The organism is Streptomyces parvus, assembly GCF_014648875.1.
Taxonomy (GTDB): domain Bacteria; phylum Actinomycetota; class Actinomycetes; order Streptomycetales; family Streptomycetaceae; genus Streptomyces; species Streptomyces parvus.
Genome location: NZ_BMRY01000016.1, coordinates 33,630 through 48,363, shown reverse-complemented (window position 1 = coordinate 48,363; position 14,734 = coordinate 33,630). Strand labels below are relative to the sequence as shown.

Annotated in this window: 14 protein-coding genes; 10 read left to right on the top strand and 4 right to left on the bottom strand. The window is 74.0% G+C overall.

What is annotated here, in order from left to right:
• The first annotated feature begins 20 nt into the window (after positions 1 to 20).
• Positions 21 to 1,124, top strand: a complete 1,104-nt coding sequence (locus IE140_RS33195) for a hypothetical protein (protein ID WP_167533521.1) — start codon at positions 21 to 23, stop codon at positions 1,122 to 1,124.
• 24 nt (positions 1,125 to 1,148) lie between these two features.
• Here IE140_RS33195 and IE140_RS33190 read toward each other — a convergent pair whose 3' ends face one another.
• Together IE140_RS33190 and IE140_RS33185 are read right to left on the bottom strand one after the other, a co-directional pair.
• Entirely contained in the window at positions 1,149 to 2,291 is a 1,143-nt protein-coding gene (locus IE140_RS33190; RefSeq protein ID WP_093445389.1) for an NADH-quinone oxidoreductase subunit D, read from the bottom strand.
• A gap of 38 nt (positions 2,292 to 2,329) precedes the next feature.
• Positions 2,330 to 3,340: an SAM-dependent methyltransferase gene (locus tag IE140_RS33185; RefSeq protein WP_150196295.1), complete on the bottom strand. Its 1,011-nt coding sequence runs from the start codon at positions 3,338 to 3,340 to the stop codon at positions 2,330 to 2,332.
• Positions 3,341 to 3,436: 96 nt separating this feature from the next.
• On the opposite strand from IE140_RS33185, the gene IE140_RS33180 reads away from it, so the two are divergent.
• Both IE140_RS33180 and IE140_RS33175 read left to right on the top strand, forming a co-directional pair.
• The gene (locus IE140_RS33180; protein ID WP_093445364.1) at positions 3,437 to 4,639 is read left to right on the top strand and encodes a sensor histidine kinase; all 1,203 of its coding nucleotides are present in this window, start codon (positions 3,437 to 3,439) and stop codon (positions 4,637 to 4,639) included.
• An 88-nt stretch (positions 4,640 to 4,727) separates the two neighbouring features.
• Positions 4,728 to 5,402: a response regulator transcription factor gene (locus tag IE140_RS33175; RefSeq protein ID WP_093445390.1), complete on the top strand. Its 675-nt coding sequence runs from the start codon at positions 4,728 to 4,730 to the stop codon at positions 5,400 to 5,402.
• A 25-nt stretch (positions 5,403 to 5,427) separates the two neighbouring features.
• On the opposite strand, the gene IE140_RS33170 is transcribed toward IE140_RS33175, so the two are convergent.
• Positions 5,428 to 6,540, bottom strand: a complete 1,113-nt coding sequence (locus IE140_RS33170) for a DUF5937 family protein (protein WP_032766472.1) — start codon at positions 6,538 to 6,540, stop codon at positions 5,428 to 5,430.
• A gap of 104 nt (positions 6,541 to 6,644) precedes the next feature.
• On the opposite strand from IE140_RS33170, the gene IE140_RS33165 reads away from it, so the two are divergent.
• Positions 6,645 to 6,875: a hypothetical protein gene (locus IE140_RS33165; RefSeq protein ID WP_093445366.1), complete on the top strand. Its 231-nt coding sequence runs from the start codon at positions 6,645 to 6,647 to the stop codon at positions 6,873 to 6,875.
• An 84-nt stretch (positions 6,876 to 6,959) separates the two neighbouring features.
• Here IE140_RS33165 and IE140_RS33160 read toward each other — a convergent pair whose 3' ends face one another.
• The gene (locus IE140_RS33160; protein WP_189460968.1) at positions 6,960 to 8,123 is read right to left on the bottom strand and encodes a threonine aldolase family protein; all 1,164 of its coding nucleotides are present in this window, start codon (positions 8,121 to 8,123) and stop codon (positions 6,960 to 6,962) included.
• A gap of 180 nt (positions 8,124 to 8,303) precedes the next feature.
• On the opposite strand from IE140_RS33160, the gene IE140_RS33155 reads away from it, so the two are divergent.
• The 6 genes from IE140_RS33155 (at position 8,304) to IE140_RS33130 (ending at position 14,699) form a co-directional block, all read left to right on the top strand.
• A complete protein-coding gene (locus IE140_RS33155) occupies positions 8,304 to 9,254 on the top strand; it encodes a Rossmann-like and DUF2520 domain-containing protein (protein ID WP_088575927.1) in 951 nt (316 codons plus the stop codon).
• Positions 9,251 to 10,270: a pantoate--beta-alanine ligase gene (gene panC, locus IE140_RS33150; protein WP_150197195.1), complete on the top strand. Its 1,020-nt coding sequence runs from the start codon at positions 9,251 to 9,253 to the stop codon at positions 10,268 to 10,270. Before IE140_RS33155 ends, panC begins: the two co-directional genes overlap by 4 nt.
• On the top strand, positions 10,267 to 11,958 hold the full coding sequence (locus IE140_RS33145; protein ID WP_150197192.1) for an L-aspartate oxidase: 1,692 nt from the start codon (positions 10,267 to 10,269) through the stop codon (positions 11,956 to 11,958). Before panC ends, IE140_RS33145 begins: the two co-directional genes overlap by 4 nt.
• 181 nt (positions 11,959 to 12,139) lie before the next feature.
• Complete coding sequence (nadC, locus tag IE140_RS33140) at positions 12,140 to 13,156, top strand: carboxylating nicotinate-nucleotide diphosphorylase (protein WP_189460978.1); 1,017 nt, start codon at positions 12,140 to 12,142, stop codon at positions 13,154 to 13,156.
• Positions 13,156 to 13,953 (top strand): type III pantothenate kinase, encoded by a 798-nt coding sequence (locus tag IE140_RS33135; RefSeq protein ID WP_150197189.1) that lies wholly within the window; start codon positions 13,156 to 13,158, stop codon positions 13,951 to 13,953. The genes nadC and IE140_RS33135 overlap by 1 nt, the downstream gene beginning before the upstream one ends.
• 161 nt (positions 13,954 to 14,114) lie before the next feature.
• Positions 14,115 to 14,699, top strand: coding sequence for a hypothetical protein (locus IE140_RS33130; protein ID WP_100564760.1), 585 nt, complete (start codon positions 14,115 to 14,117; stop codon positions 14,697 to 14,699).
• The last annotated feature ends 35 nt before the right edge of the window (positions 14,700 to 14,734 follow it).

The following is a 14,734-nucleotide window of genomic DNA, read 5'->3' as shown; positions in this document are numbered from 1 at the left end:
CACACGGTAAATTTCAGGCCATGCCACGTGGACGCCACCGCCATTCGCCGCCTCTCCACAGAATCCTGCCGCCCTCCGTGGTGGCGGGCGTGTCGGTCGTGGGCGCCGCCGGCGCCTGGCTGCTGGCCGAACCCCTGGTCCTGCGCGGCCTGGTGGCCGCCGTGGCGGCCGCCGCCGTCACCGGTGCGTATCTGATGCGCAGCTGGGACCGGGCCGCAGGGCTGCGGGTCGCCGAGCTGACCCGGGCCCGGGCCAGTGACGAATGGCGGGCCGAGGAGCGGATAGCCGAGCTGGAGCAGGATCTGGAGGAGTCGCGCGAGCTGCGCACCCGTCTGGAGACCAAGCTCCGCCGCAAGCGGGTCGAGCTCGCGGGGCTGCGCGGTGAGCACGCCGGGCTGCTGCGCCGGTACGCCAACGCCGAGACCGAGCGGGCCAGCGCGCTGGAGGGCCGCAGGCAGCTCGCCATCGAGGCCGCGGCCCCCAAGGAGCTGCTGCCCGCGCGGTCCACGCCGACCCCCGAGTCGTACCGGCGCGCGGACGAGGCCCTGATGAACCTCACGCGGAACGCGGCGCTCCAGGAGACCCGCCGCACGGTGGAGGCGGTCCGGCAGCGCCAGCTCGCCGTCGCCGACCGGCACCGGGATGCGGAGGCGGAGAGCCCGAAGGGGAAGCAGGCGGCGGCCACCGGGGCGGGCGAGCACCGGGACCACCAGCAGGGCCGCCCCTCGACCACCCCGCCCGCCCCGGCCGCGAACGCGCAGGACACGGCGGAGAACACCGCCCCGGACACGAACGCGCAGAACACCACCCCGGCCTCCATCGCGCCGGTGCGGGTGCCGCGAGCGATCGCGGCCGCCTCGGCCGTCGTCCCGTACGCCGCCCGCCGCCAGCTGGTCCCCCAGGGGAACTTCGACTTCTTCGGCACCCAGAACGCCCAGAAGACGAAGGCCGCGATCGAGGCCGTGCAGAACGAGGACCTCGCGGACGTCGTGGGCGAGGAGGCGCTCGCCGCCCACCGCACGGGCGTCGCGGACAACCGGGCCGTCGGCAAGGTCATCGACCTCACCGCGCACGACGAGACCGAGCAGATCGATGTGGCACAGCTGCGCGGCGCGGTCTCCTGACGCGGGACCGCCCCGCCCCGCCCGCTACTTGTCGATGTCGCCGACGACGAAGAACAGCGAGCCCAGGATCGCCACCATGTCGGCGACCAGGGTGCCCGGCAGCAGCTCGGTGAGCGCCTGGATGTTGTTGAACGAGGCGGAGCGCAGCTTCAGCCGGTAGGGCGTCTTCTCGCCCTTGGACACCAGGTAGTAGCCGTTGACGCCGAGCGGGTTCTCCGTCCAGGCGTAGGTGTGGCCCTCGGGGGCCTTGAGCACCTTGGGCAGGCGCTGGTTGATCGGCCCCGGCGCCAGGCCCGCCATCCGGTCCAGGCAGGCGTCCGCCAGGTCCAGGGAGTTGAGCGTCTGCTCCAGCAGGCACTCGAAGCGGGCCAGGCAGTCGCCCTCGGTCCGGGTGACGACCTTCAGGGTGTCCCGCAGCTCCCCGTACGCCAGATACGGCTCGTCGCGCCGCAGATCGAAGTCGACGCCCGAGGCGCGGGCGATCGGCCCCGACACCCCGTACGCGTGCACCGCCCCGGCGGACAGCACGCCCACGTCGCGCGTGCGGCCCCGGAAGATCTCGTTGCCGAGGACGAGGTTCTCGTACACGTCCATGCGGGAGCGGACGGAGGCGACGGCGTCCCGGACCCGGCCGGTCCAGCCCGCCGGGATGTCCTCCTTCAGGCCCCCGACCCGGTTGAACATGTAGTGCATCCGCCCGCCGGAGACCTCCTCCATCACCGCCTGGAGCTCCTCGCGCTCCCGGAAGGCGTGGAAGACCGGGGTGATGCCGCCGAGTTCGAGGGGGTAGGAGCCGAGGAACATCAGGTGGTTGAGGATCCGGTTCAGCTCGGCGAGCAGCGTCCGCGTCCACACGGCCCGCTCGGGGACCTCCATGCCGAGCATCCGCTCGACGGCCATCACGACGCCCAGCTCGTTCGAGAACGCGGACAGCCAGTCGTGACGGTTGGCGAGCATGACGATCTGCCGGTAGTCGCGGGCCTCGAAGAGCTTCTCCGCGCCCCGGTGCATATAGCCGATGACCGGCTCCGCGTGCTGGACGCGCTCGCCGTCCAGCACGATCCGCAGCCGGAGGACCCCGTGCGTCGAGGGGTGCTGGGGACCGATGTTGAGCACCATGTCGGTGCTCTCCGCCGCTCCGCCGATGCCGATCGTCGTCTCCGTCATGCGGGACAGTATTCCCTGCGGCAGCGGTACGAGGGCGGTCACCCGGGTTCCGGCAGCCCCACCCGGTGCAGCAGCCAGCCGAAGTCGCCGAGGCCGCCGCGCGCGGTCAGCTCCGCCGCCTCGCCCGCCGCCGCCAGCGCGGTGACGTACCCCGCCGGATCGGTGGTGGCCAGGCTCAGCGGCGGCCGGTCGCCGTCGACGCCGAGTCGGCGCAGCGCCGCCCGCTGGTCGGTCAGCTCGGTGCGCACGTCCGCCCTCGCCTCCGCGACCGCCGCCGCGCAGGCGTCCAGCGCCACATGCGCGGTCAGGTCGCGGGAGCCGTCCGGCACCGGGCGCACCTCGCGCCCGCCCCGGAAGCCGGTCAGCGTCCCGAAGGGCGGGCGGGTTCCCCGCCCGTGCGCGTAGTCCACGGCCACTGCGAGACCGGCGGTCAGGGAACCCACCGCCCCGGCCCAGGCCGCGTCCCGGGGGCGGCCGATCTCCGCACGCTCGCCCGGCGCGGACAGCGGCCACCAGCGCTCCAGCCACGCGGCGTCCGCCCCGGCCACCTCAGCGCCCGGGCGCTCCGCACCGTCCGAGGTCCGCACCTCGACGTACCGGGGAACACCCTCCGCGTCCGCCTCCGCGACCTCCACCGGAACGTTGTCCAGCCACTCGTTGGCGAACAGCAGCCCGGCGACCCCGGCCGGCGGCTCGCCGCACCACTCGATCCGGGGATCCAGCCCCGGTGGCCGGGCGGCGACCTCGACGGCGTACGGGGTCACGTCCGGCCCGTCCGGCCGCGCGTCCAGTGCGTCCAGCACTCCGGTCAACAGCTCACCGCGCCCCGCTCCCACGTCGACCAGCGCGACTGTCCCGGTGTCCAGCTCCCGTGCGATTCCGGTCAACAGCCGGGCCACCGCAGTCGCGAAGAGGGGGGAGGCGTGCACCGAGGTACGGAAGTGGCCCGCGGGCCCCTCCGGGTTCCGTACCGGGCTGCGATAAAAGCCCTCATCCCCGTACAGAGCGGCCTGAGCCGCCTCCCGCCAACCGCGCCACTCGTCCGTCACGTAGGCAAGTCTCCACCTTGGGGAGTACGGTCCCAGGACCCGGATCGACCCTCCGGTTGACCCGGGCACCTATCGCCTGTCCCTACGCTTAGTCACGTGCAGCGCCTCTACGACTTCATCCGCAGACACCCGACGGGCGTCGACGTCTTCTGGGCCGTCTTCCTCCTCGGGCTCTCCGGCATGTCGATGGTCTCGGGCATGTACGACGCCGGACGCGAGGAGATCGTCGCGGTCCCGGTCGCGCTGGGGTTCTCCACCGTCGTGGCGCTGCGCCGCAGGGCCCCCGAGAAGATGCTGCTGCTCGCCATCCTGGTGGGCGTCGTCCAGCTGGTGTTCGACGTCCGGCCGGGCGTCGGGAACTTCGCGATGCTGGTGATCACCTACACGGTGGCCACGGTCGGGGAGCGCTGGGCCTCCCGGCTCGCTCTGATCTGCAGTCTGAGCGCGGCGGCCCTGTCACAGCTGCGGTGGGAGGCCGAGCCCGGCGGATCCTGGGCCCAGGTGATCTTCGTGACGGTCATCATGACCGTGCCGTTCGTGCTGGCCTGGGTGCTCGGGGACTCGCTGCGGACCCGGCGCGCCTACTTCGACCAGCTGGAGGAGCGTGCCGCCCGCCTGGAGCGGGAACGCGAGGCGCAGTCCAAGGTCGCCGTCGCCGCCGAGCGGGCCCGGATCGCCCGCGAGCTGCACGACGTCGTCGCGCACAACGTGTCGGTGATGGTCGTCCAGGCCGACGGTGCCGCCTATGTCATGGACGCGGCCCCCGACCAGGCCAAGCAGGCCCTGGAGACCATCTCCGGCACCGGCCGCCAGGCGCTCGCGGAGATGCGGCGGCTGCTCGGCGTGCTGCGGACCGGTGACGCCCCGGAGAGCGGGGAGTACGTTCCCCAGCCCGACGTCGAACAGATCGAGGACCTGGTCGCGCAGGTGCGGCAGACCGGCCTGGAGGTCGACTTCAAGGTCGAGGGCACCCCGCGCCCGCTGCCCAGCGGCGTGGAGCTGACCGCGTACCGGGTGGTGCAGGAAGCCCTGACCAACACCCGCAAGCACGGCGGGCCCGACGCCGGGGCCAGCGTCCGGCTGGTCTACTTCGACGACGGCCTCGGGCTGCTGATCGAGGACGACGGCCGGGGCGCGGCGCACGAGCTGTACGAGGACGGCGGCGCGGACGGCGCCGGGCACGGGATGATCGGGATGCGGGAGCGGGTCGGCATGGTGGGAGGCACCCTGGACGCGGGGCCCCGCCCCGGCGGCGGATTCCGGATCAGCGCCCTGCTGCCGCTGAAACCCCCGGGCTGACCGGGCCACGCCCTCCTCGGCCACTCCGACCACGACCGTTTCCCAGGAAACCGACCCCCCCCCAGGACAGGACGCGATCCTCATGACCATGGCCATCCGCGTGATGCTCGTCGACGACCAGGTGCTGCTGCGGACCGGTTTCCGGATGGTGCTCGCCGCCCAGCCCGACATGGAGGTCGTCGCCGAGGCCGGGGACGGGGCGGAGGCGATCGAGATGCTGCGGTCCACCGCCGTCGACGTGGTCCTGATGGACGTCCGCATGCCCCGGCTGGACGGCGTCGAGGCGACCCGCCGGATCTGCGCGCAGCAGAACCCGCCGAAGGTGCTCATCCTGACCACCTTCGACCTCGACGAGTACGCCTTCTCCGGGCTGAAGGCGGGGGCCAGCGGCTTCATGCTCAAGGACGTGCCGCCCGCCGAGCTGCTCGCCGCGATCCGTTCGGTGCACAGCGGCGACGCGGTCGTCGCCCCGTCCACCACCCGCCGGCTGCTCGACCGCTTCTCGCCGATGCTGCCCAGCGGTGAGAAGGAGCCGAAGAACAAGCACGTCGGCAAGCTCACCGAACGCGAACGGGAAGTCATGCTCCTGGTCGCCCAGGGCCTGTCCAACGGGGAGATCGCGGCCCGGCTCGTACTCTCCGAGGCCACGGTCAAGACGCACGTCGGCCGCATCCTCACCAAGCTGAACCTCCGCGACCGGGTCCAGGTCGTCGTCCTCGCCTACGAGACCGGCCTGGTCAGGGCCGGCGGCGGCGCGGGCTGAAGAAGCCCGGGGCGCGGGCGACGGCTCAGCGCAGGACGCCCTCCAGGAAGTCGCTGCCGAGCCGGGCGACGACCGTCAGGTCCAGCTGGTGCAGGACGTAGCGGCCCCGGCGGCGCGTGGTGACCAGGCCCGCCTTCTTGAGCACCGAGAGATGGCGGGAGACCTCGGGCGCGGTGATGCTGTGCGATTCGGCCAGTTCCCCCGTGGTGTACGGGGAGCGGGCGAGGTTGCGGCACAGCCGCATCCGCATGGGGTGGGCCAGGGCCTCCATCCGGCGCTGGAGCTGCTCCACGGAGGCGGGCGTCGGCAGGTCGGGCAGCCGGACCGGGTAGTGGATCACCGGGCGCCAGTGGTGGGCGTGCAGCACGGTCAGATGAGGCCAGCCGAAGCTGGTGGGGACGAGGGTGATCCCGAGGCCGACCTCCGGGGCGACGGCGGTGGTCCGGCCCTCGGTCAGCTTGTCGACGGTGATCCGCTCCCTCTCCTCGTCCAGGGTCAGGGCCGAGGAGACCGCCCCGACCGCTTCGGCCAGCCCCTTGCGGCGCAGCAGCTCCGTCTTGTGCCGGGCGTCGGCGACCAGCTGGACGGAGACCCGCCGCCAGGTGTCGGCGAAGAACGCCTGGTCGCAGTCCTCCAGGAGCCGCCTGATCCATCCGCGTACGGAGACGGGGTCGGCCAGCAGCCGCTTGGTGAACTCCACCTGGCGCGGGCCGCGTGCCGTCGCCATGTCCAGGGCCCGGGCCCGCATGGCCGGGTCCGTCAGCGGGGACGGGGCGTCGCTCCCGTACAGGCTGGAGCAGGTGAACTCCGTGGCCGCGGCGACGAACCGCTCGTCGTCGAGCCGGTCCAGGATGTCCAGGTCCTCCGCGAGCGTCGCCCCGGTCCTGCCGTCGCCGCCGCGGATCCCGGAGAACGGCAGGAAGATGTCGGCGAAGGTGTTCCGCCAGAGGAACTCCGCCTCCAGCAGCCGGTCCGCGAGGTCGGGCTCCAGGGCCGCCGCGGTCGCGGTGGTCCAGCCGTGCAGCCCCGGATGGTGGCCGGGCTCGGAGAGGGCGTGCAGGGCGAGGCCCAGCTCGGCCAGGGGCGAGGTCGCGAAAACGACGCGGTCGGCGGGGAGTCCCGCGATGTCTATGTGCACGCTCACCCCTCCATAGTGGGGGTACGGGCCCGGGCCGACGTTCCGATTGACGGGGGCCGTCAATCAACGCGCGGGCCCGCCACGAGCCGCGCAGGCTGAAAAGCATGGACGCCATCCAGCAGCACATGTTCGACACCTACCGCGCGGCCCAGCTCTCGGAGCCCGCGCCGCCACCCCCGGGCCGCCACGACCGCGCGGTCCTGCGCGACCTGTACAGACACTGGCTGACGCACCCGCCCCACCCAGCCCGTCCGGCGTTCGAGGACGGAACCCCGGGCCCGGGTTCCGGGCCACTGGACGGGGGCCCGGACATTTCCAGCCCGTCCGGCGCTTGAGGTCGGAACCCAGAGGCCCGGGGACCCGGCACCGAAGAGGCCCCCGCCCCAGGGCAGCCCCCGGCTCTACGCGAGCCCCCGGCTCTAGGAGAGCCCCCGCACAACCCCCACGAACCCCGCCACCGCATCCCGCACATCCCCCGCCGACCACTCCAGCCCCGCACCCCCCACCGTCACCTCGGTGAACGACACACCCGGCGGCAGCCCCGCCCCGCCCGTCCCCGCGAACCAGCGCCGGAACAGGGCCACCCCCGTCTGCTCCGCCTGCCGCACCGACGCCTCGTCCAGCACCTCCGTCCCGTACGGCAGCCACACCTGGAACTGATGCGTGTGCGGCGGCTCCGGATGGACCCGGAACCACGGCACCCCCGCCGCCGCGAACCCCTCCGCCAGCGCCCCGGCCACCACCTTCGCGTGGGCCACGTACGACGGCAGCCGCGGCAGCTCCCGCTCCAGGCCGACCAGCGCGGACAGCGCCGCCGGGAACTGCTGGAAGAGCTGGCCCCCGTACCGGTGACGCCACACCCGCGCCTCCTCCACCAGCGTCGAAGGCCCCGCGAGCACAGCCCCGGACAGCCCGTCCAGCGACTTGTAGAAGGACACGTACACGCTGTCCGCGAGACCCGCGATCTCCGGCAGCGCGCGCCCGAAGTGCGGACCGCACTCCCACAGCCGCGCCCCGTCGAAGTGGACCACCGCGTCCCGTTCCCGGGCCGCGTCCACCACCGCCGTCAGCTCCTCCCAGGACGGCAGGACGAACCCGGCGTCCCGCAACGGCAGCTCCAGCATCAGCGTGCCGAACGGCTCGGGGAACTCCCGGATCTCCTCCGCGTCCGGCAGCCTCGGCCCCGACGTCGGATGCACCGTGCGCAGCCCGCTCACCGCGCCCAGCGCCCCGCCCTCGTGCACCTCCGGGTGGGACAGCGGATGCAGCGCCACCGTCGCGTTGCCCGTACGGCCCGCCCAGCACCGCAGCGCCACCTGCTGGGCCATCGTCCCGGTCGGGAAGAACGCCGCCGCCTCCATCCCCAGCAGACGGGCCGTCCGCCGCTCCAGATCGGCGACGACCCCGCCGCCGTACACATCGGTGCAGTCGTCCGGATCGTGTACGGACGGGGCGTCGGCGGCCAGTGCCGCCAGCCGTTCGCCCAGCGTGGCGTCCGCGCCCACCCGGGCCAGCACCCGTCGCGCACCCCGCCACGCGGTCAGCCTGCGCCGCCGCTGCTCCTGCTCATCCATGGTCGCCATGGGACGATCATCACCCGGACCTCAGACGGCGCGCTCGCGGTATTCCGTGCCGCGTCCCATCCCGCCCGGAAAGTTATCCACAGGCTGTGGGTAGGGGCGGGGCTTCCCCGAAACGCTGGCGTAGCATGCAGAGAAGTCGTCCGGTACCCCCCGCGGACTGGAACGGAAGGCCATCGCCGCGTGAACGCATCAGTTTCGAAGGAACCCCTCGACGCGAGGGACCGCCCCGCCCGTCTCACGGTCGGCGTCGTCGGCGCGGGCCGGGTCGGACCCGCCCTCGCCGCGTCGCTCCAGCTCGCCGGGCACCGCCCGGTCGCCGTGTCCGGCGTCTCCGACGCCTCCCGCCGCCGCGCCGCGGCGCTGCTCCCCGACGTGCCCCTGGTGGAGCCCGCCGAGGTGCTGGCCCGCGCCGAGCTGGTGCTCCTGACCGTCCCCGACGACGTGCTGCCGACGCTGGTCGAGGGCCTCGTCGAGACCGGCGCCGTACGGCCGGGCCAGCTCCTCGTCCACACCTCCGGTCGGTACGGGGCACGCGTGCTGGACCCCGCGCTGCGGGCCGGGGCGCTGCCGCTCGCGCTGCACCCCGCGATGACGTTCACCGGCACCGCCGTCGACGTCCAGCGGCTCGCGGGCTGCTCCTTCGGCGTCACCGCCCCCGAGGAGCTGCGGCTCGCGGCCGAGGCCCTCGTCATCGAGATGGGCGGCGAGCCCGAGTGGATCGCCGAGGAGGCACGCCCGCTCTACCACGCGGCCCTCGCGCTGGGCGCGAACCACCTGGTCACCCTGGTCGCCCAGTCGATGGAGCTGCTGACCAAGGCCGGGGTCGCCGCCCCCGACCGGATGCTCGGCCCGCTGCTCGGCGCCGCCCTGGACAACGCCCTGCGTTCCGGCGACGCCGCGCTGACCGGCCCGGTCGCCCGCGGGGACGCGGGCACGGTCGCCGCCCACATCGGTGAGCTGCGCGCCCACGCCCCGCAGGCCGTGGCCGGATATGTCGCGATGGCCCGCACCACGGCCGACCGGGCGCTCGCCCACGGCCTGCTCAAGGCCGAGCTGGCCGAGGACCTCCTCGTCGTCCTGGCCGACCAGGAGCGCCGCCCCGGCGGCCCCGGACCGGGGGAGACCCGATGACGCGCACGCTGCGGACCACCCTCCTGCGCACCGCCGCCGAACTGGACGCGCTGCCCCGCCCCGCCGGGGCCGAGCGGGCCGTCGTCATGACGATGGGCGCCCTGCACGACGGCCACGCAACCCTGATCCGCGCGGCCCGGGATGCGGCAGGCCCCGACGGGCAGGTCGTGGTCACGGTCTTCGTGAACCCGCTCCAGTTCGGCGAGGCCGCCGACCTGGACCGCTATCCGCGCACCCTGGACGCCGACCTGGAGACCGCCGCCGCCGCGGGCGCCGACGCGGTCTTCGCCCCCGGTGTCGACGAGGTCTATCCGGGCGGCGAGCCCCAGGTCCGGATCACCGCGGGCCCCATGGGCGAGCGCCTCGAAGGCGCGTCCCGCCCCGGCCACTTCGACGGGATGCTCACCGTCGTCGCCAAGCTCCTCCACCTCACCCGCCCCGACGAGGCGCTCTACGGGCAGAAGGACGCCCAGCAGCTCGCCCTGATCCGCCGCATGGTCCGGGATCTGAACTTCGGCGTCCGGATCACCGGCGTCCCCACCGTGCGGGACGAGGACGGCCTCGCGCTCTCCAGCCGCAACCGGTTCCTCTCCCCGCAGGAGCGGCACACCGCCCTCGCCCTGCCCCGCGCGCTGTTCGCCGCCCAGGACCGGCTCGCCGCCCAGCAGGCCCTGCACGAGCGGGCCAAGGCCACCGCGCCCGGCGGTGACCGGGCCGCCGGGCTCAACAAGCTCGGCGAGGCCCGGGCCGCCGCCGACGCCCAGGCCGTGGCGCTGGTCCGGCCGGGCGGGGCGCCCGCCGCCGTCCGCGCCGCCGCCCGGACGATCCTGGACGACGCCGCCGCCCGCGACCGGGTTCCGCTCGTCCTTGACTATCTGGCCCTGGTGGACCCGGCGGACTTCACCGAGATCCCGGACGACCGCGAGAGCGGTGAGGCGATCCTCGCCGTCGCGGCCCGGGTCGGGAACACCCGCCTCATCGACAACATCCCCCTCACCTTCGGAGCCCTGACGTGACCGGAATACGGCTGACCGCCCCCGCCCCCGGCTGGGCCATCGACGCGGACGTCGTGGTGGTCGGCTCCGGCGTCGCCGGGCTCACCGCCGCCCTGCGGTGCGCGGCCGCCGGCCTGGACACCGTCGTCGTCACCAAGGCCCGGCTGGAGGCCGGCTCGACCCGCTGGGCCCAGGGCGGCATCGCCGCGGCGCTCGGCGAGGGCGACACCCCCGAGCAGCACCTCGACGACACCCTCGTCGCGGGCGCGGGCCTCTGCGACGAGGAGGCCGTGCGCACCCTGGTCACCGAGGGCCCCGACGCCGTACGCCGGCTGATCACCACCGGCGCCCACTTCGACACCACGGACAGCGGCGACATCGCGCTCACCCGCGAGGGCGGCCACCACCGCCGCCGCATCGCCCACGCGGGCGGCGACGCCACCGGAGCGGAGATCTCCCGTGCCCTGGTCGAGGCGGTCCGTGAAGCCGCCCTGCACACCATCGAGAACGCCCTCGTCCTGGACCTGCTCACGGACGCCGAAGGCCGTACGGCGGGTGTCTCGCTGCACGTCATGGGCGAGGGGCAGCACGACGGCGTCGGCGCGGTCCGGGCCCCCTCGGTGGTTCTCGCCACCGGCGGCATGGGCCAGGTCTTCTCCGCCACCACCAACCCGTCGGTCTCCACCGGCGACGGCGTCGCGCTCGCCCTGCGCGCCGGGGCGGAGGTCTCCGACCTGGAGTTCGTCCAGTTCCACCCCACGGTCCTGTTCCTCGGCGCGGACTCCGAGGGCCAGCAGCCGCTGGTCTCCGAAGCCGTACGGGGCGAGGGCGCGCATCTCGTCGACGCCGACGGCGTCCGCTTCATGCTCGGACAGCACGAACTGGCCGAGCTGGCGCCGCGCGACATCGTCGCCAAGGGCATCACGCGCCGGATGCACGAAAAGGGCACCGAGCACATGTATCTGGACGCCCGGCACTTCGGGGCGGCCATGTGGGAGCAGCGCTTCCCCACCATCCTGGCCGCCTGCCGGTCGCACGGCATCGACCCGGTGACCGAGCCGATCCCGGTCGCCCCGGCCGCGCACTACGCCTCCGGCGGCGTCCGCACCGACCTGCGGGGCCGCACGACCGTCCCCGGCCTGTACGCCTGCGGCGAGGTCGCCTGCACCGGAGTGCACGGGGCCAACCGGCTCGCGTCCAACTCCCTCCTCGAGGGCCTGGTCTTCGCCGAGCGCATCGCCGCCGACATCGCCGAGGTCCGCCCGCCCCGCACCGAACCGGCCGAGGCCTCCCGCGACGCGGACGACCTCGTCCCGCTGCTGGCCCCCGAGGCCCGTACGGCGATCCAGCGCACGATGACCCGGGGCGCCGGAGTCCTGCGCTCCGCCGACTCCCTGGCCACCGCGGCCGAGGAGCTGGAGGCCCTCCACCGGGAGGCCGCCGCCGACGCGGAGACGGACGGAGCCAAGGCGGTCGTCCCCGGGGTCGACGCCTGGGAGGTCACCAACCTGCTCCTGGTCTCCCGGGTCCTGGTCGCCGCCGCCGGGGACCGCGAGGAGACCCGCGGCTGCCACTGGCGCGAGGACCGGCCCGACCGCGACGACGCCCACGGCCGCCACCACCTGGTCGTCCGCATCGCGCCCGACCGCACCCCGGTCGTCCACCGCACGGAGACCGCCGCATTCCCGCCCGTACGCCCGTCGGATTGAGCAGACTGCTGGAAGCACCCGCTCCGCCGCACCCGCGGAGCAGCACCAGCAACACGCAGCACCGGCAGCACCCGTAAGAACACCCGCACCACCCGAAGCACCGGCCGCACCCGCACCACCCGCCACGCCCCGAGGAGCCGACACCGTGAGCACGCCCGAAGAGAATCCGCGCCCCACTCCCGTGGACGTACCGCTGATCAGCGTCGGCGCGCCCGCATCGTCCGCCTCCGCGGAAGGCGGCTGCGGCGACGGCTGCGGCTGTGGCGGTGACGAGGGATTCGACCCCGACGCCCTGGAGTGCGGCCTCGACCCCGCGCTCGCCCTGCTGCTGGCCGAGGCGGGGCTCGACCCCGTCCAGGTCGAGGACGTCGCCCATGTGGCGATCGAGGAGGACCTCGACGGCGGGGTGGACGTCACGACCGTGGCGACCGTCCCCGAGGACGCCGTGATCACCGGTGACTTCACCGCCCGCGAGGCCGGCGTGGTCGCCGGGCTGCGGGTCGCCGAGGCCGTCCTGTCGATCGTCTGCACCGAGGAGTTCGAGGTCGAGCGGCACGTCGAGGACGGCGACCGGATCGTCCCCGGCCAGAAGCTGCTGACCGTCACCACCCGCACCCGCGACCTGCTCACCGGCGAGCGCAGCGCGCTGAACCTGCTCTGCCGCCTCTCCGGCATCGCGACCGCCACCCGCGCCTGGGCGGACGTGCTGGAGGGCTCCAAGGCGAAGGTCCGCGACACCCGCAAGACGACGGCGGGCCTGCGCGCCCTGGAGAAGTACGCGGTGCGCTGCGGCGGCGGCGTCAACCACCGGATGTCGCTCTCGGACGCGGCCCTGGTCAAGGACAACCACGTGATCGCCGCGGGCGGCGTCGCGGAGGCGTTCAAGCGCGTGCGCGCCGAGTTCCCCGAGCTGCCCATCGAGGTCGAGGTCGACACGATGGAGCAGGTCCGCGAGGTACTGGACGCGGGCGTCGACCTGATCCTGCTGGACAACTTCACCCCCGCCGAGACCGCCGAGGCGGTCGCCCTGGTCGACGGCCGGGCGATCCTGGAGTCCTCGGGCCGCCTCACCCTCGACTCGGCGCGCGCCTACGCGGACGCGGGCGTCGACTACCTCGCGGTCGGCGCGCTCACCCACTCCTCGCCGATCCTCGACATCGGCCTGGACTTCCGCGACGCGGACGGGGCCGGCGCCTGATGCTGCTCACCATCGACGTCGGCAACACGCACACCGTCCTCGGCCTGTTCGACGGCGAGGAGATCGTCGAGCACTGGCGGATCTCCACCGACGCCCGCCGCACCGCGGACGAGCTGGCCGTCCTGCTCCAGGGCCTGATGGGCATGCACCCGCTGCTCGGCATGGAGCTGGGCGACGGCATCGAGGGCATCGCGATCTGCGCCACCGTCCCCTCGGTCCTGCACGAGCTGCGCGAGGTCACCCGCCGCTACTACGGCGACGTCCCCGCCGTACTGGTCGAGCCCGGGGTCAAGACGGGCGTGCCGATCCTGATGGACAACCCCAAGGAGGTCGGCGCGGACCGCATCATCAACGCGGTCGCCGCCGTCGAGCTGTACGGGGGCCCGGCGATCGTCGTCGACTTCGGTACCGCCACCACCTTCGACGCGGTCTCCCCGCGCGGCGAGTACGCGGGCGGCGTGATCGCCCCCGGCATCGATATCTCGGTCGAGGCGCTCGGCGTCCGGGGCGCCCAGCTCCGCAAGATCGAGCTGGCCAGGCCGCGCAGCGTGATCGGCAAGAACACCGTCGAGGCCATGCAGTCCGGCATCGTCTACGGCTTCGCGGGCCAGGTCGACGGGGTGGTGGCCCGGATGAAGAAGGAACTGGCCGCCGACCCGGACGACGTCACCGTCATCGCGACGGGCGGCCTTGCTCCGATGGTGTTGGGGGAGTCCTCCGTCATCGACGAGCACGAACCGTGGCTGACACTCATCGGGCTGCGCCTGGTGTACGAGCGGAACGTGTCCCGCGCCTAGAGGCAGCCGCAGAGGACCCCGGCGTACCTGCGGGAACGCCCGGCGCCGGGGGCTGTCGGACCGTTCCGCCGCGCCGCGCCACCGACGACCAGTTAAACGGATTTTGTCCATTTAGCACGTATTGTCGCGTTATGCCCACGCCCTACGGTTCACGAGGCGGCATGGCGTTCAGCGCGGACGAGCTGCGGGTGCTCCGACGTGCCCTCGCCATCGCCCTCCACCCCATGCCCCTGTCCGACGAGGACGTCCAGGACTGCCTGCGGCTCGCGGGCTCCGTGGACGAGGCGGTCGGCGAGGCCGGCCGGCTGCGAGCGTTCCTCCTCGCCGACCTCGCCCGCTACCGCAACGCCCTCCCCGGCTCCGCCACCGGTTACCTGGAGCTGCTCCAGGACGCCCTGGCGGCCGGCTACGACCCCCGCCCGGACGATCTGGCCGCCCTGCGGGCCCTGCGCGGCGGACCGCTCGCGGCGGCCCTCCTGGAGCGCTGTCAGGTGCTCGCCGAGCGCTCCGTACGGGCCAGGCTCGCCGGCCGCTCCGCCGGCGCCGCGGCACCCGGCCCCCGCAGCCGGCTGCTCGCCCTGCCCGGCGGCCGCGCCGCGGCCCGGGAGCCGGACCGGCCCAGGACCCCGGCCGCACCGGACAAGCCGCAGAAGCCGGGCGAGCGCCCCATGCCCAAGCCCTCCGAGGTCTTCCCGCCGCGTCGGCGGCCCGCGCCGCCCCCGTCCGAGGAGCGGGCGGCCGGCTGACCCTCCCGTGTTTCCCCGACGCGGCGCCCTCCACC